Origin of the sequence: Pseudomonas sp. CFBP 8772 (assembly GCF_014841665.1) — a bacterium.
GTDB classification, from domain to species: domain Bacteria; phylum Pseudomonadota; class Gammaproteobacteria; order Pseudomonadales; family Pseudomonadaceae; genus Aquipseudomonas; species Aquipseudomonas graminis_B.
Genome location: NZ_JACYUI010000023.1, coordinates 1 through 26282, shown reverse-complemented (window position 1 = coordinate 26282; position 26282 = coordinate 1). Strand labels below are relative to the sequence as shown.

The window sequence follows — 26282 nt, the reverse complement described above, 5'->3', positions numbered from 1 at the left end:
GCTCTCGCCGCATCCATGCGGCTCGGCCCACTCCGCGAGACCTGCGTTCAGCCTGCACCCAAGTCGCGATTGGCGGTGACTGGGCTTTTTGTGCACGAAGATCACAAGCAGATCAAAAGCAGATCAAGAGCAGATCGAGGGCTTCCCGGCTGAAGCCGCTGCTACGGGCGCGTGCGGTCTGTTAGTGGGACCGGCTTTAGCCGGGAAGAGGCCGGTGACGGCAACGGAAATTTCGCTGCCCAACGCTGATCGTTCCCACGCTCTGCGTGGGGATACATCCGGCACTGGAGGATCTTCGGGTTTTTCCAAAGGGGACTGATTTATTTACAACGCTTTACCGTAAATTAATCTGTCCCCGGTCTGTCTGTTCTCGCTTCCGACCCGCCCTGGCAATGACTCCCTCCAACCTCAATACCGTGGCTTCACCGCCTTCCACTCCGGTTTGTATTTCTGCATTTGCCGCACGTCGTCACGCTGGCGAATGCCGCACGTTAGATATTGGTCGTTGAGTTTGCCCAGCTGGTCGTAGTCCAGCTCCAGTCCCAACCCGGGCTCGCGGGTGAGGTGGACGCAGCCGTCGATGATGGGGAGTTTGCCGCCTTTGATGACCTCTTCGTCCGGTTCTTGCCACGGGTAGTGGGTGTCGCAGGCGAAGTCGAGGTTGGGGACGGCGGCGGCAACGTGGGTCATGGCCATGAGGCTAATGCCCAGGTGGGAGTTGGAGTGCATGGAGACGCCGAGGCCGAAGGTGTCGCACATTTTTGCCAGCGCCTGGGTGTCGCGCAGGCCGCCCCAGTAATGGTGGTCGGCGAGGACGATCTGCACGCTGTTCAGCGCGACGCTGCGGCGGAATTCGTCGAAGTCGGTGACGACCATGTTGGTCGCCAGCGGCAGGCCGGTACGCTTATGCAGTTCGGCCATGCCTTCCAGCCCGGGGGTCGGGTCTTCGTAATACTGCAGGTCGTCGCCGAGCAGTTCGGCCATGCGGATCGAGGTTTCCAGTGACCAGTTGCCGTTGGGGTCGATGCGCAGCGGGTAGCCCGGAAAGGCCTTTTTCAGCGCCTTGATGCACGACACTTCGTGTTCCGGGTCCAGCGCACCGGCTTTCAGTTTGATGCTCTTGAAGCCGTAGGCGTCGATCATCCGCCGCGCCTGGTCGACAATCTGTTCTTCGCTCAGCGCTTCTCCCCAGCTGTCCGGCGCGTAGGGCGAGTCGGCGTGTTGGGCATATTTGAAGAACAGGTACGCGCTGAACGGCACGCGGTCGCGAACGGCACCGCCCAGCAGGTCAACCAGCGGCAGATTCATGGAACGTGCCTGCACATCGAGAAACGCCACTTCGAACGCAGAATAGGCATTGCTCACCGCTTTGCTGGCGTGAGAACCCGGCGCCAGCTCGGCACCCGCCATTGAAGCAGGTTTGTTAGCCGCCACCGTAGCGTTGACCACCGCCCGCAAGTGGTTGAGGTTGAACGGGTCCATGCCGATCAACTGGCTTTGCAACTGCTGCTGGATCGCCAGGGCCGGCGCATCGCCGTAGCTTTCGCCGAGGCCGAGGTAGCCGTTGTCGGTTTCGACTTCGATGATCGAGCGCAGGGCGAAGGGCTCGTGGATGCCGCTGGCGTTGAGCAACGGCGGATCGCGGAAGGCAATCGGGGTGACGGTGACGCGTGTGATTTTCAAATGACTTCTCCCGGTCAATCAGGTTCGAGGCTAGGGTTTGAGACTTGAATGGGGGCTGAGCGCGCTGGCTGCAGGCCGTGGCGCAGCGTCTTCAAGCTTTGGGCGGTGTGGGTCGCCCTTCGGCGTGGTACGGGCGAAGAAGATCACCACGGCCGCTACCAGCGAGGTCAGTGCCAGGCCATACATGCCGCCTTGAATAGAGCCGGTTTTCTGCTCCAGAAAGCCGAACGCGGTGGGCGCCACGAAGCCGCCGAGGTTGCCGATGGAATTGATCAGCGCGATCACCGCCGCTGCGATGCGCGCGTCCAGATAGCCTTGGGGAATGGGCCAGAACAGCGCCGACGCCGCCTTGAAACCGATGGCCGCAAAGCAGATGGCGACGAAGGCGAAAATCGGCCCGCCGACGGTGGACATGAACATCCCGCACGCGGCAATCACCAAGGTGACCGCGACCCACGCCTGTTGATGCTTGAAGCGTGCGGCCAGCGCCGCGAAGCCATACATGGCGACGATCGAGATGATCCACGGGATCGAGTTGAACAGGCCGACTTCGAAATCGCTGAGGCTGCCCATCTTCTTGATCATGCTCGGCAGCCAGAAGGTCGCGCCGTAGATGGTCAGGGCCACGGAAAAGTAGATGAAGCAAAACAACATGATCTGCCGGTCTGCGAGCAGCTTGAAGATCGACGGCTTGACCACTTGCGCCGCCTCCCGGGCGCGCTGTTCGGCGTCGATGGCGCTGATCAGTGCGCCCTTCTCTTCTTCGCTCAGCCACTTGGCGTCGCGGATATGGGACTGCAGCCAGAACCAGACGAAGCCGCACAAGGCGATGGAAGCAAAGCCTTCGATGATGAACATCCACTGCCAGCCGTGCAGGTTCATACCGCTGACGCCGAGCAATGCACCGGACACCGGCCCGGAAATCACCGACGCAATGGCCGAGCCGCTGAGAAAGATGGCCATGGCCTTGCCGCGTTCGCTGGAAGGCAGCCATTGGGTGAAGTAATAAATGATGCCGGGGAAGAACCCCGCTTCCGCCGCGCCGAGGATGAAGCGCAACACGTAGAAGCTGGTTTCGCCACGGACGAAGGCCATGGCCATTGCCGCAGCGCCCCAGGTGAACATGATGCGCGTCAGCCAGGCGCGGGCGCCGAACCGTTGCAGGAGCATGTTCGACGGAACTTCGAACAGCGCGTAGCCGACGAAAAACAGACCGGCGCCGAGCCCGTAGGCGGCGGCGCCGATGCCCAGGTCGGTTTCCATGTGGCTGCGGACGAAGCCGATGTTGACCCGGTCGATGTAGTTGACGATGAACATGACCACGAACAACGGCAACACATGGCGCTTCACCTTCGTGGCCGCACGGGCCAGCACGGTGGAATCGGCGTTGCTGAGGGGTGCAGGGGTGGGAACGGTGCGGTTCAAGGTGCGACTCCCGGTCTTTGTATTTTTTGTGGGATAGCGTGGAATCAACCGATCATGGACCGAGGCATTGTTCCCGTCTAATCTAGATTGACTGTTGATTGATACCTGGATTAGATCAATGTTCGAGCTTGCCCAGCTGCGCTGCTTCACCACCGTTGCCACCGAACTCAACTTCCGCCGGGCGGCCGAGCGGCTGAACATGACCCAGCCGCCCCTCAGTCGGCAGATCCAGTTGCTTGAGCATTCGCTGGGGGTTCAGCTGTTCAACCGCAACACCCGCAGCGTCGCGTTGACCGCGGCGGGCCGGGCGTTTTTCATCGAAGCGCAGACGCTGCTGGAGCGGGCGCATCAGGCGGCCATCGCGGCGCGGCGCTTTGCCGAAGGCGACATCGGCTCGGTCACTATCAGCTTCGTCGGCAGCGCGGTGTACGAGTTTCTGCCACGGGTCATCGCCGAAGCCCGGCAGAACCAGCCCCACGTGAAAATCTCCCTGACTGAACTCAACACGTACCAGCAACACGAAGCCCTGCGCGCCCGGCGCATCGACCTGGGCATCGTGCGGGCGCCGCTGCTGCAGCCCGGTTACGAGACCGAATGCCTGGTCCGCGAGCCGTTCGTGCTGGCGGTGCCCAGCAGTCATCCGCTGGCGAACGCCCGGAACATCAGCGTGCAGGACCTCGACGCCCAGCCCTTCCTCATGTACTCGCACTCGGCCTACCCGCCGTTCAACGAACTGCTCACCGGCATGTTTCGCTCCGCGCAAGTGGCGCCCGAGTACGTGCAGTGGCTGGGGTCGTCGCTGACCATCCTGGCGCTGGTGAACGCCGGCATGGGCCTGGCGCTGGTGCCGCGCTGCGCCACCAACGTGGTGTTCAAGGGCGTGACGTTTCGCGACATCGATCTGGGTGAAGGGGTGCAGAGCGAGCTGCATCTGGTGTGGCGCTCGGACAACGACAACCCGGCGTGTCAGATGCTGCTGGAAGCGATTCGCGCGGCGGTGAAAGCCGAAGGGCGCACCGCGCAGTAGGACCGGCTAGAACGCCGACTTGTGGGACCGGCTTTAGCCGGGAAAGCGTCAGTGGGCACCCCGCAGAAGTGGTGCCCGCATCTGTTTCAACATTCAGGTGCGCTGGGCGACCGCCGACGCGTCCAGCGGCGCGGCATCCTCCGGCGTCGTGGAAAACGGCTCGATCTTGCCGACAATGAACAAATAGCTGAACGCCCCCAACAGGGCAAACGCCCCGGCGGTCATCAGCGGCGCGGTGAACGAGCCGTTGCCGATCACCAGCATGAAGCCGGTGAAGGTGGTGATGAAGATCCCGGCGGTGTTCGACGCGAAGTTCTGGATGCCGCCGATCGACGCTACGTGGGCAGGCGACGGCGCCACATCAGCCGGCAGGCACCAGATGCTCGCGCCGGCGAACGCCAGGCTGGCATAGGCCAGACTGAAAAAGCCGAGCATCGCCCAGGTGCTGTCAACGAACACCGACAGCGAAATGCTCGACGACATCAACATGCCGCCGACGATGCAGGTCTTGCGCGCGGCGGTCAGGCTCCAGCCCCGGCGGTACAGCGCGTCGGACGTCAGTCCGCCGATCCAGCCACCGACGATGGACGCCACCGCCGGGATGGTGCCCAGCGTACCGAGGGATTTCAGCGAGAAACCGCGCTCGGTGACCAGGTAGGTCGGGAACCAGGTGATGAAGAAATAGATCACGAAGTTCAGGCAGAAGAAGCCCAGCATCATCCCCCACAGGGTGCGGTGGCGAAACAGCGACGCCCATTTCACTTTCGGCCGCGCGGCGAGGGTTGCCGCCTTGCCTGCCTCATGCTGCGCGATGGCCGCAACGGCTTGGGGCTCTTTGTAGATCAGGAACCAGCCCACGACCCAGATCAGGCCCACCGCGCCGGTGATGATGAACGACGCGCGCCAGCCCCACAGCTCGATGATCAGCGCCACCAGCGGGATCGACAGCGCCGAGCCGACCCGCGAACCGCTGTCGAAGATGCTGGTGGCAAAGCCGCGCTCCTTGACGTCGAACCACTGGCTGACGATTTTCGCGCAGGACGGATACGCCCCCGCCTCGCCCACGCCGAGCATCAGCCGGCAACCGAACATCGACGCCAGGCTGCTGGCCGCCGCCGTGGCCGCCGTGAACAGCGACCACCAGGCCACCGCGAGGGGCAGCGCGATGCGCGCGCCGACCTTGTCGACGAACCAGCCAAACGGCATTTGCAAGAGTGCGTAGGTCCAGAAGAAGCCGCTGAGCAGCAGGCCCATTTGCCCTGAGCCCAAGGCGAGCTCTTTCTGGATGTAAGGGGCGGCAACCGCGAGGTTGGCCCTGTCGATGTAGTTGATGGCCACCGCGAGGAAGCACAGAAAAATTACCAACCAGCGCCCTTTCTGCATGGCGAGTCCTCCTAATTATTTTTATGAGTAAGACTTCGTTTGAGCTTCGCATAGCGCCCTGGCCTTGATTCATACGCTGCTCAACGAGGGATAAAGCACCCGTCGAGAACCGCGGAATTGGCCTGACCAAATATCCGAATGCAGCGGATACTAGACCCGGAAACCAGGTTATGGAAATTGAAAAGGCGATTTATTTGCGGTTTTGTGGCTGGACGGTCGGTATTTGCATAATTTGGCCTGACCAATCTATCCTGCTGCGCAAGCCACCTCGGGCCGCTGGCGGCGAGGCACTGGCGGTCTTGAGCGGACTGCCCCCATAACAACAAGGACTGCGCAATGAAGATGACCTTCCGTTGGTACGGCGACAGCGATCCCGTCACCCTGCCCTACATCCGCCAGATCCCCGGCATGACCGGCGTGGTCTCGGCGATCTACGACATCCCGGTGGGCGAGGTCTGGCCGCTGGACAAAATCGCCGCCCTCAAAGCCACGGTGAATGCCCACGGCCTGGAGCTGGAGGTCATCGAGAGCGTGCCGGTCCACGAAGACATCAAGCGTGGCTTGCCTTCCCGCGATCAGTTGATCGACAACTACGGCCAGACCCTGCGCAACCTGGCGGCCTGCGGGATCAAGGTGGTCTGCTACAACTTCATGCCGGTGTTCGACTGGACCCGCTCGACCCTGGCCATGGAGCTGCCCGACGGTTCGACCACCCTGGCGTTCGACGTGGCGGTGATCGAGCAGGCGAACCTGGACAACGGCATCAGCCTGCCCGGCTGGGACGTCAGCTATGAGCCGGAGGTCCTGCGCGCGTTGATCAACGAATACGCCCAGGTCGACGAAGCCACCCTGCGCGAACGGCTCGCATACTTTCTGGAGCGCATCATCCCGGTTGCAAAAGACGCCGGCATCAAGATGGCCCTGCACCCGGACGACCCGCCGCGCTCGATGTTCGGCATGCCGCGGGTGGTGAAGAATCGCGAAGACCTCGCACACATTTTGGCCATGGTCGATGACCCGGCTAACGGGTTGACCCTGTGTTCAGGCTCCCTCGGCGCCGATCTGGGCAATGACATCCCCTCGCTGGTGCGAGAATTCGGCGGTCAGGGTCGCATTCACTTCGCCCATCTGCGCAATGTGAAGGTCAACGAAGCCGGCGATTTTTACGAAACCGCCCACCGCTCGGAGGACGGCTCGCTGGACATGGCCGAGATCGTCAAGGCCTACGTCGAGACCGGCTTCGAGGGTTATTACCGCCCTGACCACGGACGCATGATCTGGGGCGAAACCGGCAAGCCAGGCTACGGCCTCTACGACCGGGCGCTGGGTGCGGTGTACCTGAATGGCTTGTGGGAAGGGATCCGCAAAACGATGGCGTGAGGCTGAGGACTTTTGAACAGCACCGCCTTGCGGCGGGCGCCTGTTAACGCAGCTCCGCATCCATGCCATCGAGCCAGCGCGCTTCGGAGCGGCGCAGGTGTTCGCGCATGGCGGTCTGGGCGCCAATCAGGTCGCGGGTCTGGACGGCGTGCAGAATGGCTTCGTGTTCGGCCACGGCCATGGCCCAGGTTTCGGTGGTTTCGGAGTGTTCGCTGACATGGGCAGTCAGCGGGCTGTACCGCTCTTCGAACAATGAGGTGATGATGCGCACCAGGGTCGAGTTGCCGCTCATTTTCGCCAGCCGCTGGTGGAACTTGCGGTCGTCGTCCAGCGCCGGCACGCCTTTGAGCGCCCCCTCGCGCATCTTGTCGATGCAACCCTGCAGGTAGCGAAAATCAGCCTTGCTGCCGTGCAGACAGGCCAGCATCACGCTCTCACCTTCGATCAGTGCTCTGGCCTGCATCAGCTCGGACGGGCTCTCGCCCAGCGTGCGGGTTTTGCCTTTGACCCCAAGCAGGTGCTCACAGACGTAGATGCCGGAACCCATGCGGATTTCGACGCTGCCTTCGATTTCCAGGGCGATCAGGGCTTCGCGAAGGGATGGCCGGGAGACGCCGAGCAACTGCGCCAGATCGCGCTCGGGAGGCAGGCGCGCGCCAGGGGCGATGCCATGCTTGCGAATGTGCTCGCGCAATCGGTCGGCGGTAATCTGGTACAGGCGGCGTTCGGGTGCGGGGCTTGGCGCGGTCATCAATCACGTTCCATCAGGATGCGCCGGAGGATATCACAGGCGTCGGGGCGCCTTGTGGCGGGGCCGTGCACGCGGTCATCACTGGATGCACGCGATCTTTTAGTTTGATTGTTCCCACGCTCCGCGTGGGAACACATCCCCTGACGCTCTGCGTCACAGGAGGGGACGCGGAGCGTCCCGGGCGGCATTCCCACGCGGAGCGTGGGGACGATCATCAGTGGATGCATCCTATTTAGTAGGACCGGCTTTAGCCGGGAAGAGGCCGGCGCGTTCACCCTCAATTTTGCGTTGTGCCCACCGACGCCTTCCCGGCTAAAGCCGGTCCCACTATTTAGTGCGCGGTGTGTCAGGCGGGATCAGTCCGGCAACGCGCCCTCGAGCTTCGGCTGCTCCAACCCCACAATTCGCCGCCCCATCTCCACCACCGGCAAGAACCTGCGGCGTTTCTTCTCTTCGTGGTTTTGCGCGATGTCGGCAATCCGGTGCTGCAGGAACGGGTTGAGAAAACGGTCGCGGACGCTGGCCAGATAGTTGTGCGCCTGATCCCCTTTGCCCTTCGCCGCAAACACGGGCAGCACCTCCCGCTCCCACAGATCCTCCAGGCTCCCGCGCAGCAGCGGGTCGTTCATGGCCTCAAACACCGTCTCGCCCTCAGGCCGGCCATCTTTCAACCAACGTTCGGCCAGCCAGGTGTGCCCCAAATTCAGCATGAACAGCTTGAACTGCTCGTACTGCTCCAGCTCATCCGTCACCACCACACAAGGATGCCTACACGGCACCACCAGCCCAGGCTGACGCTCAATCGCCCAGATCGCGTACGGCTCGGCAATGGCGCCCACCGGCTGGATGGGCTGCGAGACGATGCGATCCACCAGGGAATTCGCCCAGCGGCAGGTGTCGCGCAGGTAGTGGGCAAACCCGGTGTCGATGCCCCACTCCACCGCCAGCTGAATGATCAGGTCGCGCAGCACATCGCCATTGCGTGACACCAGCTCACAGGGAAACAGCGACAGCGGCGCATCAGGATTCTCCAGCCAGCGGTCATGGAGCAACACCAGCAGTTTCGCCGGAAAACTCCGGGGTGTCGCCGCATCGGCGGCCAGGCAAGACGCCGTGTCCGCCGCCTCCAGCACATAGCCTTTGTCGCCAGTGTTGGAGATCACCACCTGCACGTCGTGCCGAATCGCCTGACGAATCACCGGCCAGTCAGGGCCGGCTTGCAGCGCGCCGGCAATGGAAGTGGACCAAAACTCCTCGTTCACCGTGCGACCGTTTTCTGCGCCCTGAATGCGCACCGGATAACCCGTGCCACCGGCCAGCGCCTGCACCCGCTGCGCGCTGTCGGCGCTGCCAGTGGTTTGCACGACGGTGATTCTGCCCAGCGCTTGGCCCTTCTCCAGGGCCTGGGAAATGAACAGATCGGCATGGGCCTGAAGAAAACGGCTGGTGCCGAACTGCAGAATGGGGGTGAACGGGGTTGCCTGCATGCCCGCGCCTCCTAGCATTCGACGATGGCTTTGACGACCCGCTGCGCAGGGTCGAGCAGCGTAGTGAAGCGCTCGGTCACTTCGCTCAGGGCCATGCGGTGGGTATTGAGCGCGGCGTCCGGGATCAAGCCGTCGCGCAGACATTGCTCGACATAGCGGAAGTCTTCGACGGTGGCGTTGCGACTGCCCATGAGCGTCGCTTCGCGCTTGTGAAATTCAGGGTCGGAGAAGCTGATGGTGTCGCGGACGATGGACACCAGCACGTATTTGCCGCCGTGGGCGATGAATTCGAAACCGCGCTCCATGGCCTTGGCGTTGCCGGTGGCGTCGTACACCACATCGAAGAATTCACCCTCGGTCAGTTGCTCCAGTTGCTGCTTGTCGTCTTCGCCAATCAGCACGGCCGAGTCAATCTGCAGGTGCTGCTTGCAAAACGTCAGGCGGTCCTCACGGGTGTCGAGCACCGTGACTTTCGCGCCCCGCAGACGGGAGAAAATTGCCACCGCCATGCCAATCGGGCCGGTGCCGACCACCAGCGCCCGCTGGCCGGCTTGCACGTCCGAACGACGCACCGCATGGGCGCCAATGGACAGAAATTCGATCATGGCCGCCTGATCCAGCGTGACCCCGTCCGCCTTGAGCACGAAGCCGTGGGGCAGGCTCAGGTATTCGGTGAATGCGCCGTCGCGATGGACGCCCAGCACTTGAATGCGCACGCAGCAATTGGTCTTGCCCTGGCGGCAGGCAACGCAGTCGCCACAGGACAAGTACGGCATCACATAGACCACGTCGCCCGGCTCAAGCCCGCTGCCCGCCTCGCTTTGCTCGACGATGCCGGAAAATTCGTGGCCCATGACCCGGGGGTATTCGAGGAACGGCTGGTTGCCGTTGAAGATATGCAGATCAGTGCCACAGACCCCGACCCGCTTGATGCGGACCAGCGTCTCGCCGGGTGCCCGTTCGGGTTTCGGACGGTCAAGGGCCAGCAGGGAACCGGGTTTTTCGCAGACGACGGTGAGCATCTTCTCTCTCCAGACCAGGCACGCCGGCATCGCTGAAACGGGCAGAGCCGCAGGTTACCGGGCAGTGATCTTGTTGTTGTGAGGTGGCGGATGGATTCTGGAAGCGCGGGCCGCAGGTGCAGTGGCTGCAGCCATTACAAGCGCGGCGCTGCAGGAAAAAATGACACAGCCGCCTGACCATTGGCAAGACCAATTAATCTATTTAGGCATTGGCCTTACCAAATCAGTCATTTGAGTTTTCAGCGCGGTCACCAGCGCTACGGCTGTAAATCCCAACAGCCCATGGTTATGATCGGAGCCCATGACTTCCCCATTGCCGATCCGCTCGCCCTGCCCGCCCGGCGCCTGTAAATGCGACCGCGACCGACTGTTGGAGCTGGAGGGCGCGGACGTGCGCATCCTTCGCCTGACCCGTCAGGAAGAGAAACGTCTGCTTGAGCGTCTGGAAAATATCGCCACGCTGGAAGATCTGCAGCGCCTGCAAGCGCGGATGTTCGACCAGTTGGGCATCCGCCTGGACATCGGCCCCGGCTTCAATGAAGTGCGCAGCATGCGCGGCATGGTCATCGACATCGCCGAACTGCCCGGCATGTGCCGCAAAACCCGCGCCGCCATTCCTGCCGCCATCCGCCGCGGCCTGGAAAAGAATCCCGAAATCGCCTGGCGCCTGCTCGACGCCCACGACTTGTTTCGGGATGCGTGAATGCGGTGAGGACCTGGTATTAGAAATACCAGACTCAGCGCGCCCTTACTCCTCCCAGTCCGCCTTGTCGATCTTCAACCCGTGGAGACCGTTGTACGCCGCCCGTTTGGGCTGCTCCCAGCCTTGCAGCAACGCCGCATCAATGTCGTAGATTTCTACACCCAGCGGCCGGCAAACGGTCAGCGGGTCCTGGGCATCAGGGCCCCACATCGGCAGGGAAAGGTCGCCGCCGGGACACGTCGACAGCGCACAGAGCAGGTCGATTTCGGCGAAGAATTCCAGGTAATCCCCCTGTTTGGCCGGGCAGGCTTTCATGAAGTACAGGTCGTCGTGATTCAAGCCGGTGCACTGGAAGATATTCAGCACGTCGTGCACGTCGAATTCGGTCAGGCCATGGGGCAACACGGCGCGAGTCAGATTCGAATGGCAGTGGTGGTGAAAGTCTTCGCCGGTGAGCATCTTGTTCACGTAGGGATCGCAGCGGGTGCCGAGCAGGTCATGGAGCCGACCGCCGTGCTCGTCGATGCCGTAACTGGCGAGGCTGTCGTCGGTGATGGTGACCATCGGCCGCAGGAACGGCAGGTTCGACCACAACCGGTCGTGGGTCGTGACATGGGCGCCCTGCAATTGCCGGGTGCGCGCCGCCCACAGGCGCTCGCGGGGATCATCGGCGCTCCAGACGTTGAAGTCGCCCACTTGCGGGCCCACCGGGGTGGTAACGCGGAACACCTGACCGGCCTTGACCTTCCACGCTCGCCCGGTGCGGATCGGCACTTCGAACTGCTCGACCAAGGTGCGACTGTCCTGCGCCTCGCGGATGCGTTGATAAAACGCCGTGTCGACTTGCAGCGCCGAGCCTTTGCTGACCTGATAAGCAGCGGGATAGTCTTTGAACATGGGTGCTCCTGGCGAATGATAGGGGTCGGACACACTGGTCACAGCACAGCCCGTGCCAAACGCGTTGAGTCGTTGAACACGCAAAACCACAACGCTTATTTGGAATTTAATTTCCATCTGTACAAGCAATAGAACTGCGATTAGCATTGCGACAGCCTCACCGAGGCCCCGAATCGACCTCAACAAGACCTCATCGAGAGGCTTCAGGGGATTCACATGCTCGACCGCGCCAGACGTTTTTCCATCAAGCAGATCGCGACTCAAGCCGGCGTGAGCAAGGCGACGGTCGATCGCGTGCTGCATCAGCGCGGCAGCGTGCATTACCAGACCCACCGCCGCATCCATCAAGCCCTCGAAGAACTCGAAGCCCAGGAAAAGTCCGGGCCTGCGGTGGGCCGCACCTTTCATATCGACGTCATCCTGCACACGCCCAAGCGTTTCAGCGATGCCGTGCAGGAGGCGGTTCTCGCCCAGCTCGGCAGTCTGGCGCCGTTTCGTATCTTTCCGCGCTTTCACCTCCATCAGGCCATCGGCCCGCAGCAGATGCACGACCTGATTCTGCGTTGCGTCGGCAAAGGCAGTCAGGGCCTGATCATCAAGGCCGGGGACGAGTTGCCGATCAACGAAGCGGTGAATCAGGCAACGGCGGCGGGTGTGCCGGTGGTGACGTTTGTTTCCGACCTGCCCCAGAGTGAGCGCATCGGTTACATCGGCATGGACAATCGCACGGCCGGGCAAACGGCGGCGTATCTGATGTCGCGCTGGCTGGCCGACGAGGCGCAAGACGTGGCCGTGGTGATCAGCAGCGAGCTGTTTCGTGGCGAGGAAGAGCGCGAGATGGGTTTTCGCACCTGGCTGCGCAGCCGTGCCGCCCATCTGCGCGTCGTTGACGTCACCGGAGGGTTCGGCGTGCATGAGCCGACCTTTGAAAAAGTGACCCGGGCGCTGCAGGACAATCCGTCGATCAAAGCCATTTACAGCGTTGGCGGCGGTAACCGCGCCATCGTCGAAGCCTTCGCCGCCCTGGACCGCCCCCTGGAGGTGTTCATCGGCCACGACCTCGATCAGGAAAACCGGCAACTGCTGGCGGAAGAAAAGATTGCCGCGATCATCGATCACAACCTGCACGTGGATGCCCGCAATGCGTTTCTGCACATCCTGCAGTTCCATCGCCTGTGGAAGGCGGTGCCGATTCCCGTGTCCCACGTGCAGGTCGTCACGCCGTTCAACCTGATGCACTGATGTGCAGCCGCACCCGTTACGCCGATCACCCCATAACAACAATCCCGGAGATCCACCCATGCTACGCATTGCTGTCCTCGGCGCAGGCCGTATCGCCAACATCCACGCGGCCAACGTGGCCGCCAATCCCCACGTGAAACTGGTGCTGATCGCTGACCCATGGCGCGAAGGCGTCGACGACCTGGCCGGCAAGCTGGGTTGCGCCGCGGCCTACGATTGCGCCGAGGCCATTGCCCGGGACGATGTGGACGCGATTGTCATCGGCACGCCGACCGACACCCACATCGACCTGATGCTGCGGGCGGTGAAACTGGGCAAACAGGTGCTGTGCGAGAAACCCATTGATCTGGATTTCGCCAAAGCCGCCCGCGCGGTGGAAGAGATCGAGCGCCTCAACGGCAAGGTGATGCTTGGGTTCAACCGCCGTTTTGACCCGGACACCCTGCAGATGCGCAAAGCCATTGCCCGTGGGGACGTCGGTGAGGTCCGCCAGGTGGTGATCACCAGCCGTGATCCGGGGCTGGCGCCGGTGGAGTACCTGACCCACTCCGGCGGCATCTTCCGTGACATGACCATCCATGATTTCGACACCGCACGGACGTTGCTCGGCGAAGAACCCATCGAAGTCATCGCCATCGCCAGCCGCCTCGTGGAACCCGCACTGGCGCAGATCGACGACTACGACAGCGTGATGGTGCTGCTGCGCACCGCCTCCGGTAAACAGTGCCACATCAACTGCTGCCGCGAGGCCGTGTACGGCTATGACCAGCGCCTGGAAGTGTTCGGCTCCAAGGGCATGATCCTCAACGACAACCATCGCCCGAGCACCGTGCGCAGCTACAGCGCCACGCAGACCGAAGTGCGCGAGCCGCTGGAGAACTTCTTCCTCGAGCGCTACGCCGCTTCCTACCGCATCGAGCTGAACCAGTTCATTGACGCGGTGCGCGGCAACCAGACCCTGCCGACCAACGCCCGGGATGGCTTGAGAGCGCTGCATCTGGCCAACTGCGCCATCGAGTCGATCAAGACCGGGCGAGCGGTGAAAGTGGACATGTGAATCCTGCGGTGCCCATCGCCCGTACTTGGGTGCGGGCATGATGAACGCCCGGCGGATCATTTGAAATCGCGACTGCGCACGTCGAGCCCGGTGAGCATCGGCGTGAGGTCGAACAATCGCTGGGCGATGACGTGGCGTACGCCCTTCTGGAATTCGAACTTGCCGAACACCTGCATCAACTGCGACCCTACCAGCACCTTGCGTTGACGCTCGGCCAGATCACGCCAGACCACCACGTTGATCATGCCGTGTTCGTCTTCCAGGGTCACGAAGGTCACGCCGCTGGCGGTGCCGGGCCGTTGTCGACCGACGACAAGCCCGGCGACGCTGAAGCTGCGGCCGTGTTCTTCATCCAGCAAATCCTTTGAACTGCGAAAACGCTTCGCCGCCAGCTTATGGCGCAGCAGGGCCAGCGGGTGCGGGCCGAGTGTGGTGCCGAGGGTGTCGTAATCGGCAGCAAGGTCCTGGGCGACACTGGGCAGCGGCAGCGCGACCTGGGCCTCTTCGCCAAAACAGTCGTCGCCGAACAACGGACGCTGCATCTCGACGCCGGCGATCTCCCAGCGCGCCCGGTGCCGATGCCCCACCAGCCCCCGCAGCGCACCGGAATCGGCCAGCGCAGCACGGGCGCGATTGTCCAGCTCGGCGCGGATGCACAGGTCGGCCACGTCCTTGAAAGCACGTACGCCGCGCGCCTGTTCAATACGCTTGGCGTCCTCCTCGCGAAAGCCGCGGATCATGCGCAGACCCATGCGGATCGCCAGGTTCTGGTTGTATTCCCGGCCGGCCACAGGCTCGAGTGAACAGTCCCAGTCGCTGTACCGCACGTCCACCGGGTGCACGTCGATCTGGTGGCGCCGTGCGTCCTGCAGCAGTTGATCCGGGCTGTAAAAGCCCATGGGCCAGCTGTTGATCAGCGCGCAGGTAAAGGCCGCCGGCTCGTGGCATTTCAGCCAGCAACTGGCGTAGGTCAGCAAGGCGAAGCTGGCGGCGTGGGATTCCGGGAAGCCGTAACTGCCGAAGCCCTTGATCTGCTCGAAAATCCGCTGGATGAACTCGTCGGGGTAGCCCTTTTCCTTCATGCGCTCGCTGAGGCGAATGCGATGGGGCTCGAGACCGCCATGGCGTTTCCAGGCCGCCATGGAACGGCGCAGTTGGTCCGCCTCGCCGGGCGAGTAATCCGCGGCGACGATCGCCAGTTGCATGACCTGCTCTTGAAACAGCGGCACACCCAACGTGCGCTCGAACACCGCTTTCAGTTCTTCGGACGGGTACGTCACGGCCTCTTCGCCGTTCTTGCGGCGCAAGTACGGATGCACCATGCCGCCCTGAATGGGCCCGGGCCGGACGATGGCCACCTCAATCACCAGGTCATAGAAAGTGTTGGGCTTGAGGCGCGGGAGCATGGACATCTGCGCCCGGGACTCGATCTGGAACACGCCGATGGTGTCGGCGCGGGTGATCATGTCGTAGGTCGGTTTGTCCTCGGCGGGGATGGTCGCGAGGGTCAGGTCGTAACCGCGATAACCCCTGACCAGGTCGAAGGTCCGGCGCAGTGCGCTGAGCATGCCCAAGGCCAGAATATCGACCTTGAGCAGGCCCACCAGATCGAGGTCGTCTTTGTCCCACTGAATGATGGTGCGGTCCGCCATGGCGGCGTTTTCAACGGGCACCAGGGCTTCCAGAGGATGCTCGGAAATCACAAAACCGCCGGGGTGCTGGGACAGATGCCGGGGGAAGCCGATGAGTTCGCCGGTCAACGTCAGCACACGTCGCAGAATCGGGCTGTCAGGCTCGAAACCGCATTCCCGGAGCCGTTCAGCGGGCGGCATGTTGTCGCTCCAGCGGCTGAAACAATCGGCCAACGCGTTGATCTGGTCGGGCGGCAATCCGAGGACCCGCGCCACATCCCGGACGGCCCCCGCACCGTGGTAGGTACTGGCAACGGCGGTGAGCGCCGCCCTGCCCCGGCCGTATCGACGGAAGACGTATTGCAGCACTTCCTCGCGCCGTTCGTGCTCGAAATCCACGTCGATGTCCGGGGGCTCGTCGCGCTCTTCGGAGATGAAACGCTCGAACAGCAGGTTGCTTTTTGACGGGTCCAGCTCGGTGATGCCCAGGGCGAAACAAACTGTGGAGTTAGCCGCCGAGCCACGGCCCTGGCAGAGGATGTGCTGACCGCGGGCGAAGCTGACGATGTCGTGCACCGTGAGGAAGTAACTCTCGTACCGCTTGGCCGCGATGACCTTCAGCTCTTTTTCGATGTTGCTGCGGGCGACCTCCGGCACGCCCTGAGGCCAGCGCCGACTAGCGCCCTGCTCGGTCAGGTGCCGCAACCAGCTGCTGGGGGACTGGTCAGGCGGCACCAGCTCATGGGGGTATTCGTAGCGCAATTCACTGAGGTCGAAGGTGCAACGCCGGGCGATGTTCAAGGTTTCAATCAGCAGGCTCGCCGGGTAAACCTCGCTCAATACCGAGAGCGGCCGCAGATGCCGCTCGCCATTGGCAAACAGTCGATGCCCTGCCTCGGCCACGGTGGTGTGGTGGCGGACGGCGCTCATGGTGTCCTGCAACGCTCGACGACCGCGGGCGTGCATGTGCACGTCTCCACTGGCGACGGCAGGAATCGCCATGGCCCGCGCCATGCCGAGCAAGGTGTTGAGGCGCTTTCGGTCATCCGGACCGCAATGCAGTTCGACGCTCAGCCACAGATTCTGCTGAAAGATCCCCCGCAGCCATTCGCCTTGCTCCCGTCGGGTCGGGATGTCCTGATCAAGATCAGGCAGCCACAGCGCCAAAAGCCCTGGGACCGGCTGCTGAAAGTCCTCGTGCAGCAGCCGGTATTCGCCTTTCTTGCTGCGGCGCCGCCCTTGGGTAATCAAGCGACACAAGGCCTGGTAGCCGGCGAGATTCTCCACCAGCAAGACGATTTTCGGCCCGTTCTCGATGGTGATTTCGCTGCCGATGATCAGTGGCAGCTCACATTCCTTTGCGGCCTGCCACCCACGCACGATGCCCGCCAGGGTGCATTCATCGGTGATCGCCAGCGCTTGATACCCATGCAGCTTTGCCCGCTCGAACAGCTCCTTCGCACTCGACGCCCCGCGCTGAAAGCTGAAATTCGACAGGCAATGCAGCTCGGCGTATCCCCCGCTCATGCGAACCAGCCGTGCAGCAACAGACTGCTGTCGCCGACGCTGCGGTACGCCCAGCCGCGCTGGCCGGTGCGGGTTTCGACCAGATAGTAGTCGCGGCGTACATCGCCGCCGTCCCACCAGCCCGACTCGATGCGCTCCGGCCCCGCCAGCACACGCAGGCCGGGCTCGGTCAGTAACTCGGGCTCCGGCAATAGCCAGCCGGGGCGCGGTACTTTGTGGAGCAGCGCCGGCGGTTTGCCCGGGCACGCGGGCAACGAAGCACACTCGGGGCGATGGTCGGCTTGAAAGCCCAGACCGGCGACCGCTTCGTCCCCAAGCCGTGCGCGCAGGCGCTCGCGAAGCTGCTCCCACGGCATGGCCTGCTGCGGACGGTCGTCGAACAGCTCGCGGTGGGTCGGCACGAACCCCGGCAGATCCTTGGCCTGCAATCGCAACGCGCGGACCGGAGACGGCACTTCAATTTGTTCCAGACGACCCCGTGCCAGCTCGAACAGCATGTTGGCTTCGCGCTCGGCGCTGAGCAGGCCGACGGGAATTTGCGTGTCCGGCGCAACGCTACCCACGCCTGGCACGTGTTCCAGATGAATCACAAAACGTTGCACGCCGCTGTCGCGTCCGGCCAGAAACACCGCCAGATCGGCAATCATGCGCTTGAGCGGGAACAGCAGCGCCTGATGGGATTCGACGTCGAAGTTGAGCTCGATGCGGGTATCGAAACGGTCAGGCGGCACATAACACTCCAGCCCCATGGGCCTGCGCCCGAACAGCGTATCGAGGTGTTGCAGCACGGCCGCCGGAAAACGCCGGGCCAGGGTGTCACGGGGCAAGCCATGAATCTGGCGCACGCGATGCAGGCCCATGCGCGCCAGTGCAGTGGCGACTTCGGTTGGCAGGCCGATGCGGTTGACCGGCATCTGTGCCAGCACCTCCTGCAGCGTGTCGGCATCGGTCACGGCCAGACCGTCATGGGCGTTGGCGAGCATGCGGGCCGCCAGCGGATTGGGCGCCGCGACGATGCGATGGGTGAAGCCCAGCTCGGTCAGCTCCTGACGCAGTCGCGCCTCGAACACCGGCCACGGACCGAACAGGCCGAAGCTGGATTCCACCTCCATCAACAGCACGCGCGGGTACTTGAGGCTGACATGGGAACTGAAACGGTAGGCCCAGGCCGCGAGCAAACGGTGCCAGCGCTCGGTTTCGTCCGGGTCGTATTCGACGGTGGCGAATTCCCGGGTCATGGCGTGGGCTGCGGTCAGAGACTGGCCGGCACGCAAGCCCATCGCCCGGGCGGCCGGGTTGACCGTCTGCAGCACCCGGCGCTGGGCCGTGCCGCTGATCAGCGCCAGCGGTTCTTCAGGGTTTTCCCGACGACGCATGACGCCGTCCAGCGCCAGCTGCGGCAGGAGGACACAGGCCCAGAGCATGGCAACCTCAAGCGTCAGCGATGAACGGAACGGGGGAAGAAGGCGCCAGCCCGCCGCGACACTTGAGCACCCGCAACTGACTGGGGCGCGCGTCGATGGCAATGCGCAGCGCGGCCGGAGACGGATTGGCTGCCGCCTCATGCCCACGGCAGGCAAAGGCCAGGGTTTCACCGGTTTCGGCGGCCACCTGCAACCGACGCAAGGCACGGTCGTCGACCTTGGTCGGCCAGCACAGCACTGCGCCGCAACTGCCCGAACGCAGGCATTGCTCCACCGCCCACAGGGCATCGCGCTCGTTGGCGTGGATGATCGACAACTGCTTCAGGTCGATGCCCGCCATCTGCCACGCCTGGGCATAGGGCAAAAAAGGAGGCGCAACCAGCACGATGCGCTCGCCGCTGTCCGCCAGTCGCGCCAGGGTCGGCCACATCAGACGCAACTCGCCGCTGCCGTTGGCCGCCACCAGCACTTCAGTCATTGCTGCAGGCGGCCAGCCTCCCATGGGCAACGCCGCATCGAGGGCGGCATGGCCGGTAGGCTGGGCGGCAACCGAGGCAACGTGCTGACGCCCCTTCCAGACGCGTCGCTCGTCCAGCAGCGCGTCGAGGCTGACCACCGCGCCCATCATTCCCGGCGCACCAGGCCACAGAACACGCCTTCGATGGCGAAGTCCTGGTCGGGCCGCACGATGATCGGTTGATATGCCGGGTTGCGCGGCAGCAAGCGAAGCTGATCATCGCCGCGCTCAAGGCGCTTGATGGTCACTTCGCCGTCCAGCCGGGCGACGATGATCTGACCGTCGCGGGCCTCGGCGCTTTGCAGGATGCCCACCAGATCACCGTCGAAGATGCCGTCGTCGATCATTGAGTCCCCGCTCACCCGCAACAGGTAATCCGGGACGCGCATGAAGGTGCGGCTGTCGAGCGTGAAGGTGTCGTGATTGTCGAGGTCGGGCCCGATGGGCGCGCCGGCGGCCACCCGACCGAGTACGGGAATGTCGAGCATCTGCGGCCGTGGCCCAGTGTCCAGCAGGCGGATGCCGCGGGCCTGATTGGCGACGACTTCGATCAAGCCGGCGTCGGTCAGGGCCACGATGTGCTTGCGCGCGACACTGCGGGAAGCAAAACCGAAGGCTTCGGAAATTTCAGCCAGGCTGGGAGGCTGGCCATTCTGGGCGATGCGATCTCGTATGAACGTGAGGATGGCAGCGCGTTTGGGGGATAGGGTCGTCATGGAGCACATTTGTACTCTTTTCGACTAATCCTGACCAGCGCCTCCTGTCGATCCCTTGGCAATTTTTGTAACAGAGCGGCGAATCCACAGAATCGCCCCCCCTTATTTCATTTATTGCGATGGGTGCTATCTAGCGCTCAAACAACGCCTGGATCTGCGGGTAGGTCAGGCTGCCTTCGGTGACCGCTTCCGATCGCCCCTCCTGCAGAAAGCCCCGCGCCAGTTGCTCGGCCTGTCCCCATAAGGTCTGCGTGATGGTGGACCCGGCGCTCAAACGGCGCACGCCCAGCTGCGCCAGCGCGTCGGCGGCGGGCAGCCCCTGTCGCGCCAACAGATTGATGGGCAGGTCGATGCCTGCAACGACGGTCTTGATGTGCTCGACATCCACCAATGCCGCCACGAACAGGCCGTCTGCACCCGCTTCCCTGTAAAGCTGGCCGCGCTTCAGTGTTTCCTCCAGACGCAACTCTTCAGCGACCAGACTCGCCAGGTAAACGTCGGTGCGGGCGTTGATAAAGACGTCCAGCCCGTTGCGGGCCGCCATGCTTTTGATCGCCTCGATCTTGCGGGCCAGCAGCGCCGGCGCGTCGGAAGCGTCCTCGATATTGATGCCGATCGCGCCGACGTCCAGCATCCGCTTGACGTTTTCCGCCACGGTTTGCGGGTCGTCCGAGTAGCCGTTTTCCATGTCCACCGACAGCGGCACGTTGATCAGCCGCGCGATGCTGGCCGCGACGGTTACCGCGATGTCCACCGGAAACACACGGCCATCGGCATAGCCCTGGGCCCAGGCGACCCCGGCGCTGGTGGTCGCAATGGCGGTGGCGCCGAGGCTTTCGAACAGCCGAGCGCTGCCGGCATCCCAGGCATTGGGCAGGCGCAAAACGGTGGACTGGTGGTGCAGTGAGCGAAACGTCTGAGCGGAACCGGGCATGATCATCTCCATTGATTCGGTTTCTGTGCGGGTTTTTACTGACAGGGTGTGCGTGTGTGTGGGGGCCAGTCTAGAACAGTGACGCCTGGGTCAAAGCCGCCGCCGTAATGCCCTTGCCACGCGACGCGGGCTGATACCCCTCAAGTGTCAGGAGCAGGTGCTTGGCGTAGAGGCCACCGGCAAAACCGGTGAGCGCGCCGGAACTGCCGATCACCCGGTGGCACGGGGCGATGATGGAAATCGGGTTCTTGCCATTGGCGGCACCGACGGCGCGCACGGCGGCGGGGTTGCCGATCTGCACGGCAATGTCGAGATAACTGCGGGTTTCGCCGAAAGGAATATTCAACAAGGCCTGCCAGACTTTCTGCTGAAATGCGGTGCCATGGAATTCGAGCTCAAGGTCGAAGCGCTGTCGGCGACCGGCAAAGTATTCGCCGAGCTGGCGCTCGGTCCGGTCCAGCATATCGCTGCCGGCATCTTCGCTCATCGGCCCGAGCAGCACGCGGTTGGGGCGGTCGGTTTCCCAGAGCACGGCGGCCAGACGCGGGCCCTTGGCGATCAGCTTCAACTGACCGACCGGGGAATCGATGAAGCGGTAGGTGAAGATCATCGTCTGGCTCCTGCTCTGACTTGTGGCCTGGCTTGCGGTCTTGCGCGTGTTGCGGATTTCGCACTGGATCGTGGTGCGCCTTGGTCATCGGCAATGACCCGACATGATCCGTGATCATGCGGCATGACCCAGACCGTCCGGGCGCCGGGTCGAATGCCGACATACTACTCGCGCGCCCGGTTCGAACCACCCGCTTCTTGCGCTCGAACTCACAGGTCAGCCGCCCTTCTGCTTGCCCGCCGCGTCCGCCGCGGAATTCCAGATGTGAATCGCGGCGTAGGCGCGCCAGGGTTTCCAGGCTTCGGCCCGCGCCTTGTGCTGCGGCAGGCGCAGCAGGGTCGGCTCCTGCAGGGTCATCAGATTCATCAGCACCAGATCGGCGGCAGGCCAGGCGTCCGGGTCACGCCAGGCGCGCATGGCGATGTATTCCACGGTCCAGGGGCCGATGCCGGGCATGGCCAGCAACTGTCGCCGTAAATCGCCAATGACGCCATGACGAACGTCAAGGGACAGCTCGCCACTGGCCACCGCCGCCGCGAGACGCTGCAGGGTCTCGACGCGCTTGCCGGGCATGCCGATCTTGTCCAGGTTGGCCTGCGCCAGGGCCTCAGGCGTCGGGAAGCGCCAGGCCAATTGTTCATGCAGCCCATCGTGGACCTGAACCCCGGCGCGCTGCACGAGGCGACCGATAATCGTCGTCGCACCCTTGACGCTGACCTGCTGCCCGACAATCGTGCGCACCGCCAGCTCGAACCCGGAAAACGCCCCCGGCACGCGCAGCCCCGGGCGACGCTGCACCAGCGAGGCCAGCCACGGGTCTTGCGAGAGAGCCTGGTCGATGATGGGCGGTTCGGCGTACAGATCGAACATGTGCGAAACCGGCACGATCAGCTCATCAATGTGCTGGCTGACCTCGCCATGGACGGTCGCCAGCAATTGCTGCCCGTCCGGCGCCAGTGCGACCGACAAGGCACCTTGGCTGCCCTTGAAGTCGATCGTGCGCATGTACACCCCATCGACCACCGCCTCCACGCCCGCCGTCATCCGCGCCGCAAAGAAATCGAGCATGCGCTGCCAGTCGAACGGCGGGTTGAAGGGGATCAGGCGCGAGGCGTGGGGCTGGAGAGGTCGAAGCATGGGGAATCGCCGGCAGTCAGGTCGGCTGACGCTAGCGTAATCGATGAAGGCGTACAAATTTTTTGGGCTCGAACACATCAGGCGGTGTCGACCCCAGGACCGGATCGCGCCCCGACTGTAGGACCGGCTTCAGCCGGTAACATGTCAGGTGTCACACCGCAGAATTGAGAGTGGGTACACCGGCCTCTTCCCGGCTGAAGCCGGTCCCACAATGGCATCGCGTTCTAACCGTAGGACCGGCTTCAGCCGGGAAAGCGTCAGGCGTCACACTGCAGAATTGAGGGTGAGTACACCGGCCTCTTCCCGGCTGAAGCCGGTCCCACAATGGCATCGCCTTCTAACCGTAGGACCGGCTTTAGCCGGGAAAACGTCAGGCGCCACACTGCAGAATTGAGGGTGAGTACACCGGCCTCTTCCCGGCTGAAGCCGGTCCTACAGTGGCATCGCGTTCTAACCGTAGGACCGGCTTTAGCCGGGAAAGCATCAGGCGTCACACTGCAAAATGAGGGTGATCACACTGGCCTCTTCCCGGCTGAAGCCGGTCCTACAACGGATCGCGTCCTACGAGGGGATCCCATGCATTCCCGTCAGCTCGGGCAGCCCACTGCGCCGCCGTTGAGGTTCTGCTTGTAGTTTTCGTACTGCAGCGTGGCTTTGCCGTCGTTCCACTTGAGCGTCAGGACCAGCACGGAATCGAAGTCCTCGGCCACCCAGTCGTCGACCAGTCTGAGTTTCTCGCCCGATGCCTCCTCGGCGACTTTGTTGATCAGCTCCGGCAGGTAACCGTGGGACCAAGCCGTGTAGATAGTGGCGTCGTGGTATTTGTCGCGCATCAACTCATCGGCCAGATCACCGGTGTCGTTGGCAGCGAAGTCGATGTTCACCGGCAGGCCCAGCTTGATCGCGCTGGGGCCAACGGTCATGAGCGGGCGAAGGTAACTGTAGGAATGATCATGTTCGCCTTCTTCTACATGACGGCTGGGGTTCGCCGCGAAGATGAAGTCGGCCTTGCCGAAGGTGTTCGGCAGCACTGTGGACAGGTCGATAGCGCGATTAAGACCCTGACAATTGAGCTGACCCAGGCCGGTTTCGGGCTTCTCGGCGTGGCGTAGAAACACCAGCGTCTGAGTGCCGTTCTTGGACTCGGCGTGCACGCCTTTACCGGCGGCGAACCAGAAAATGGCGGACGCGATCAGCAGGGTCGGCAACAGAAAATAGGTCATGCGCTGCATTGCGCGGGACAACAGAGGAGGCGTTGAAAGGCTCATATCGGCATGGAATTCTGATGGTTCGTGATGGGCGTGACGCCCGATGCAACGTCCTTGTCAGCGTGTGGCTCGGCGCAGTATGGCGAGCGAATGTTTCCGTATAACGAATGCCCATCAGATGAGTAAATGCTCAAGAGGTTGCACGCAACCACCTGATTTCCCGAATTAATCGCCGAACGGTCAAATGGCGTTGTTTTGAGTCAACGGTGTGTAGCCGCTGCGGACCACCGCGCTGAGCAGTACAGCGACCTCCGCGGAGGTGCCAATTACCTTTGTTCGCCCAGCAACAGTCAATCAACAGACTGTTGTTTCAGAAACCCCGCTGCCTCTGTTCTACCCCGCAAATACGGCAAAAAGGCGGCCTCTGGCCAATGGCACAAAGCCTGCAATATTCCAATCAAGCAGACCGATTCGCTCCGACTGCTGATTTCGTCATAAGCAGCCGTGCGCAGCTTCCGCCCCTTGATTGGACACTTACCCATGACCCCATTTTCCCGTCTGCCGACTTCTTTCAAACTGCTCGCCGTTGCTCTTGCCCTGACGCTACTGCCGCAGGCCCAGGCTGCCGAGGCGCCACCTGCCGAGGTGCATCTCGATTACGCCTACTACTCGCCGGTCAGTCTGGTGCTCAAGCATTTTGGCTGGCTGGAAAAGGCGCTGCCACAGAGCAACGTCAGCTGGGTGTTCAGCCAGGGCAGCAACCGCTCGCTGGAATACCTCAACAGCGGTGGCGTCGACTTCGCTTCCTCCGCCAGTCTTTCAGCGGTACTGGCGCGGGCCAATGGCAGCCCGATCAAATCGGTTTATGTCTACAGCCGCGCCGAATGGACCGCCCTGGTGGTGCGCAAGGACTCGACGCTGCAGAGCGTTGCCGACCTGAAAGGCAAGAAAATTGCCGCCACCAAAGGCACCGACCCTTACCTGTTCACCCTGCGCGCCTTGCAGCAGGCGAAGCTGACCAAGGACGACGTCGAACTCTTGCATCTGCAGCACCCGGATGGCCGCATTGCGCTGGAGAAAGGCGACGTCGATGCCTGGGCGGGGCTCGATCCGCACATGGCGGCAAGCGAAATTCAGGCCGGCTCGCGCTTGCTGTACCGCAACAAGGACTTCAACAGCTTTGGCGTCGTCAGCGTGACCGAGCGCTATGCGAAGGAGCACCCGGAAGCGATCAAAACCGTCCTTGGCGCGTACGAAAAAGCCCGGGAGTGGTCGCTGAAACATCCGGACGAGCTGGCGCAATTGCTCGCCACCGAGTCAGGCCTGCCGCTGGATGTCGCCAAACTGCAATTGACCCGCACTGACCTCGGCAGCCCCCTGCTGACCGACAAGGACGTCACCGCGTCGAAGGCCGCCGCGCCGATTCTGGTGTCCGAAGCGCTGGTGCGCAAAGGCACGAACGTCGACCAGATCATCGACCAATTGATCGACCCTAGTTTCGGCAACGCGATCGACGTCCAGCCATGAGCAACACGCGGGGCAGCCAAGCCAGTGGCAGCAGTATCGGAAACAGCGTCAGCCCCAGGGCTCAGGCGTTGAAGGACGAGGCATCTGACGCGCCACCGGTTGTGCGGCAAGCCCATGGGAATTGGCGGACCCGCTTGAAGGGCCTTGCCGTGCCGGTGGCTATTTTGCTCTTGCTGGAAGTCGCCGTACGGGTGGGCTGGGTGCAGTCCTACCAGATGCCGGCCCCCAGCGAGATTGCAACGACCCTGACTGATCTGGCCGACGGCGCGCTGTGGAAACACATCGGCGCCAGCCTGACGCGGGTGCTGTCGGGGTTCGCGATCGGCGCGGGGCTGGGGCTGGTGTTTGCGGCGTGGGTCGGACTCAGCCGCGAGGCGGAAGCGTATCTGGAGCCGACGTTCGCCGGCCTGCGCTCCATCCCGAGCCTGGCTTGGGTGCCACTGTTGCTGTTGTGGCTGGGGATTGGTGAGACCTCCAAGATTGTGTTGATTGCCATTGGGGCGTTTTTCCCGGTGTACCTGAACGGCGTTGCGGCCATTCGCAATATTGATCGCAAGCTGGTGGAGGTGGGGAGGATGTATCGCTTCAGTCGGCGGCAGATGATCGTGCATGTGTTTTTGCCCGCCGCGCTGCCCGGTTTGTTCACCGGTTTGCGTTCGGGGTTGAGTCTGGCGTGGATGTTTCTGGTGGCGGCGGAATTGATCGCCGCGACGAAAGGGTTGGGTTATTTACTGAGTGACGGGCGCGAGACGTCACGGCCCGATATTGTGCTGGCGGCGATCATTGTGTTGGCGGTGTTGGGCAAGCTGACCGATGGGGTGCTGGCGATGCTGGAGCGGCGGTTCCTCGCTTGGCGGGATGCTTTTACAGGCTGAGATCAAGATCAAAATCTAAAGCGTCGGCCTAAGGGCCTCGGGTTTCGCCTTCGGCGAGTTACTTTTAAAAAGCGGTGTGTGTCAACGTAGTTGTCGCTTTAGATCTTAAGCAGCTTGTC

22 protein-coding genes are annotated in these 26282 nt (G+C 62.9%); 7 read left to right on the top strand and 15 right to left on the bottom strand.

From position 1 onward, the window contains the following. Positions 1 to 408 precede the first annotated feature (408 nt). A complete protein-coding gene (locus IFT99_RS25590) occupies positions 409 to 1683 on the bottom strand; it encodes a glucarate dehydratase family protein (protein ID WP_192136055.1) in 1275 nt (424 codons plus the stop codon). Between the two features lie 30 nt (positions 1684 to 1713). Further along, positions 1714 to 3057 (bottom strand): MFS transporter, encoded by a 1344-nt coding sequence (locus IFT99_RS25585; RefSeq protein WP_192136059.1) that lies wholly within the window; start codon positions 3055 to 3057, stop codon positions 1714 to 1716. A gap of 169 nt (positions 3058 to 3226) precedes the next feature. Here IFT99_RS25585 and IFT99_RS25580 point away from each other — a divergent pair, with 169 nt between their 5' ends. Beyond that, positions 3227 to 4135: a LysR substrate-binding domain-containing protein gene (locus IFT99_RS25580; RefSeq protein ID WP_192136053.1), complete on the top strand. Its 909-nt coding sequence runs from the start codon at positions 3227 to 3229 to the stop codon at positions 4133 to 4135. A gap of 93 nt (positions 4136 to 4228) precedes the next feature. Here the strand turns inward: IFT99_RS25580 and IFT99_RS25575 are convergent, their stop codons facing one another. Continuing rightward, positions 4229 to 5518 carry an MFS transporter gene (locus tag IFT99_RS25575; RefSeq protein WP_192136051.1) on the bottom strand — a complete coding sequence of 430 codons (1290 nt, stop codon included), beginning with the start codon at positions 5516 to 5518 and terminating at the stop codon, positions 4229 to 4231. 336 nt (positions 5519 to 5854) lie between these two features. Here IFT99_RS25575 and uxuA point away from each other — a divergent pair, with 336 nt between their 5' ends. Continuing rightward, entirely contained in the window at positions 5855 to 6898 is a 1044-nt protein-coding gene (gene uxuA, locus IFT99_RS25570; RefSeq protein WP_192136049.1) for a mannonate dehydratase, read from the top strand. A 43-nt stretch (positions 6899 to 6941) separates the two neighbouring features. On the opposite strand, the gene IFT99_RS25565 is transcribed toward uxuA, so the two are convergent. The 3 genes from IFT99_RS25565 to IFT99_RS25555 all read right to left on the bottom strand — a co-directional run bounded on the left by IFT99_RS25565 (position 6942) and on the right by IFT99_RS25555 (position 10158). Beyond that, positions 6942 to 7649, bottom strand: a complete 708-nt coding sequence (locus IFT99_RS25565; RefSeq protein WP_065990381.1) for a FadR/GntR family transcriptional regulator — start codon at positions 7647 to 7649, stop codon at positions 6942 to 6944. 356 nt (positions 7650 to 8005) lie between these two features. Beyond that, positions 8006 to 9136: a mannitol dehydrogenase family protein gene (locus IFT99_RS25560; RefSeq protein WP_192136047.1), complete on the bottom strand. Its 1131-nt coding sequence runs from the start codon at positions 9134 to 9136 to the stop codon at positions 8006 to 8008. An 11-nt stretch (positions 9137 to 9147) separates the two neighbouring features. Next, entirely contained in the window at positions 9148 to 10158 is a 1011-nt protein-coding gene (locus IFT99_RS25555) for a zinc-binding alcohol dehydrogenase family protein (protein WP_192136045.1), read from the bottom strand. A gap of 301 nt (positions 10159 to 10459) precedes the next feature. On the opposite strand from IFT99_RS25555, the gene IFT99_RS25550 reads away from it, so the two are divergent. Continuing rightward, entirely contained in the window at positions 10460 to 10861 is a 402-nt protein-coding gene (locus tag IFT99_RS25550; protein ID WP_192136043.1) for a hypothetical protein, read from the top strand. Between the two features lie 45 nt (positions 10862 to 10906). Here the strand turns inward: IFT99_RS25550 and IFT99_RS25545 are convergent, their stop codons facing one another. Continuing rightward, positions 10907 to 11758, bottom strand: coding sequence for an urea carboxylase-associated family protein (locus tag IFT99_RS25545; RefSeq protein ID WP_192136041.1), 852 nt, complete (start codon positions 11756 to 11758; stop codon positions 10907 to 10909). 216 nt (positions 11759 to 11974) lie between these two features. Between IFT99_RS25545 and IFT99_RS25540 the strand changes: the two genes are divergently transcribed. Together IFT99_RS25540 and iolG are read left to right on the top strand one after the other, a co-directional pair. Further along, on the top strand, positions 11975 to 13000 hold the full coding sequence (locus IFT99_RS25540) for a substrate-binding domain-containing protein (protein WP_192136039.1): 1026 nt from the start codon (positions 11975 to 11977) through the stop codon (positions 12998 to 13000). Positions 13001 to 13058: 58 nt separating this feature from the next. After that, positions 13059 to 14057: an inositol 2-dehydrogenase gene (gene iolG, locus IFT99_RS25535; RefSeq protein WP_192136037.1), complete on the top strand. Its 999-nt coding sequence runs from the start codon at positions 13059 to 13061 to the stop codon at positions 14055 to 14057. A 56-nt stretch (positions 14058 to 14113) separates the two neighbouring features. Here iolG and IFT99_RS25530 read toward each other — a convergent pair whose 3' ends face one another. The 8 genes from IFT99_RS25530 to IFT99_RS25495 all read right to left on the bottom strand — a co-directional run bounded on the left by IFT99_RS25530 (position 14114) and on the right by IFT99_RS25495 (position 23785). Then, complete coding sequence (locus tag IFT99_RS25530; RefSeq protein ID WP_192136035.1) at positions 14114 to 17215, bottom strand: error-prone DNA polymerase; 3102 nt, start codon at positions 17213 to 17215, stop codon at positions 14114 to 14116. Beyond that, positions 17212 to 18639, bottom strand: coding sequence for a Y-family DNA polymerase (locus IFT99_RS25525; RefSeq protein ID WP_192136033.1), 1428 nt, complete (start codon positions 18637 to 18639; stop codon positions 17212 to 17214). Before IFT99_RS25525 ends, IFT99_RS25530 begins: the two co-directional genes overlap by 4 nt. Positions 18640 to 18646: 7 nt before the next feature. Then, positions 18647 to 19264 (bottom strand): translesion DNA synthesis-associated protein ImuA, encoded by a 618-nt coding sequence (gene imuA / locus IFT99_RS25520; RefSeq protein ID WP_192136057.1) that lies wholly within the window; start codon positions 19262 to 19264, stop codon positions 18647 to 18649. Further along, a complete protein-coding gene (lexA, locus tag IFT99_RS25515) occupies positions 19264 to 19881 on the bottom strand; it encodes a transcriptional repressor LexA (RefSeq protein WP_192136031.1) in 618 nt (205 codons plus the stop codon). The genes imuA and lexA overlap by 1 nt, the downstream gene beginning before the upstream one ends. A 121-nt stretch (positions 19882 to 20002) precedes the next feature. Continuing rightward, positions 20003 to 20806, bottom strand: coding sequence for an isocitrate lyase/PEP mutase family protein (locus IFT99_RS25510; RefSeq protein ID WP_192136029.1), 804 nt, complete (start codon positions 20804 to 20806; stop codon positions 20003 to 20005). Positions 20807 to 20876: 70 nt separating this feature from the next. Continuing rightward, complete coding sequence (locus IFT99_RS25505; protein ID WP_192136027.1) at positions 20877 to 21416, bottom strand: methylated-DNA--[protein]-cysteine S-methyltransferase; 540 nt, start codon at positions 21414 to 21416, stop codon at positions 20877 to 20879. 216 nt (positions 21417 to 21632) lie between these two features. Further along, entirely contained in the window at positions 21633 to 22553 is a 921-nt protein-coding gene (locus IFT99_RS25500; protein WP_192136025.1) for a DNA-3-methyladenine glycosylase family protein, read from the bottom strand. Positions 22554 to 23140: 587 nt separating this feature from the next. After that, positions 23141 to 23785, bottom strand: a complete 645-nt coding sequence (locus tag IFT99_RS25495) for a hypothetical protein (RefSeq protein WP_410933793.1) — start codon at positions 23783 to 23785, stop codon at positions 23141 to 23143. Positions 23786 to 24301: 516 nt separating this feature from the next. On the opposite strand from IFT99_RS25495, the gene IFT99_RS25490 reads away from it, so the two are divergent. Continuing rightward, positions 24302 to 25288, top strand: a complete 987-nt coding sequence (locus IFT99_RS25490) for an aliphatic sulfonate ABC transporter substrate-binding protein (RefSeq protein WP_192136021.1) — start codon at positions 24302 to 24304, stop codon at positions 25286 to 25288. Then, positions 25285 to 26163, top strand: coding sequence for an ABC transporter permease (locus tag IFT99_RS25485; RefSeq protein WP_192136019.1), 879 nt, complete (start codon positions 25285 to 25287; stop codon positions 26161 to 26163). The genes IFT99_RS25490 and IFT99_RS25485 overlap by 4 nt, the downstream gene beginning before the upstream one ends. The last annotated feature ends 119 nt before the right edge of the window (positions 26164 to 26282 follow it).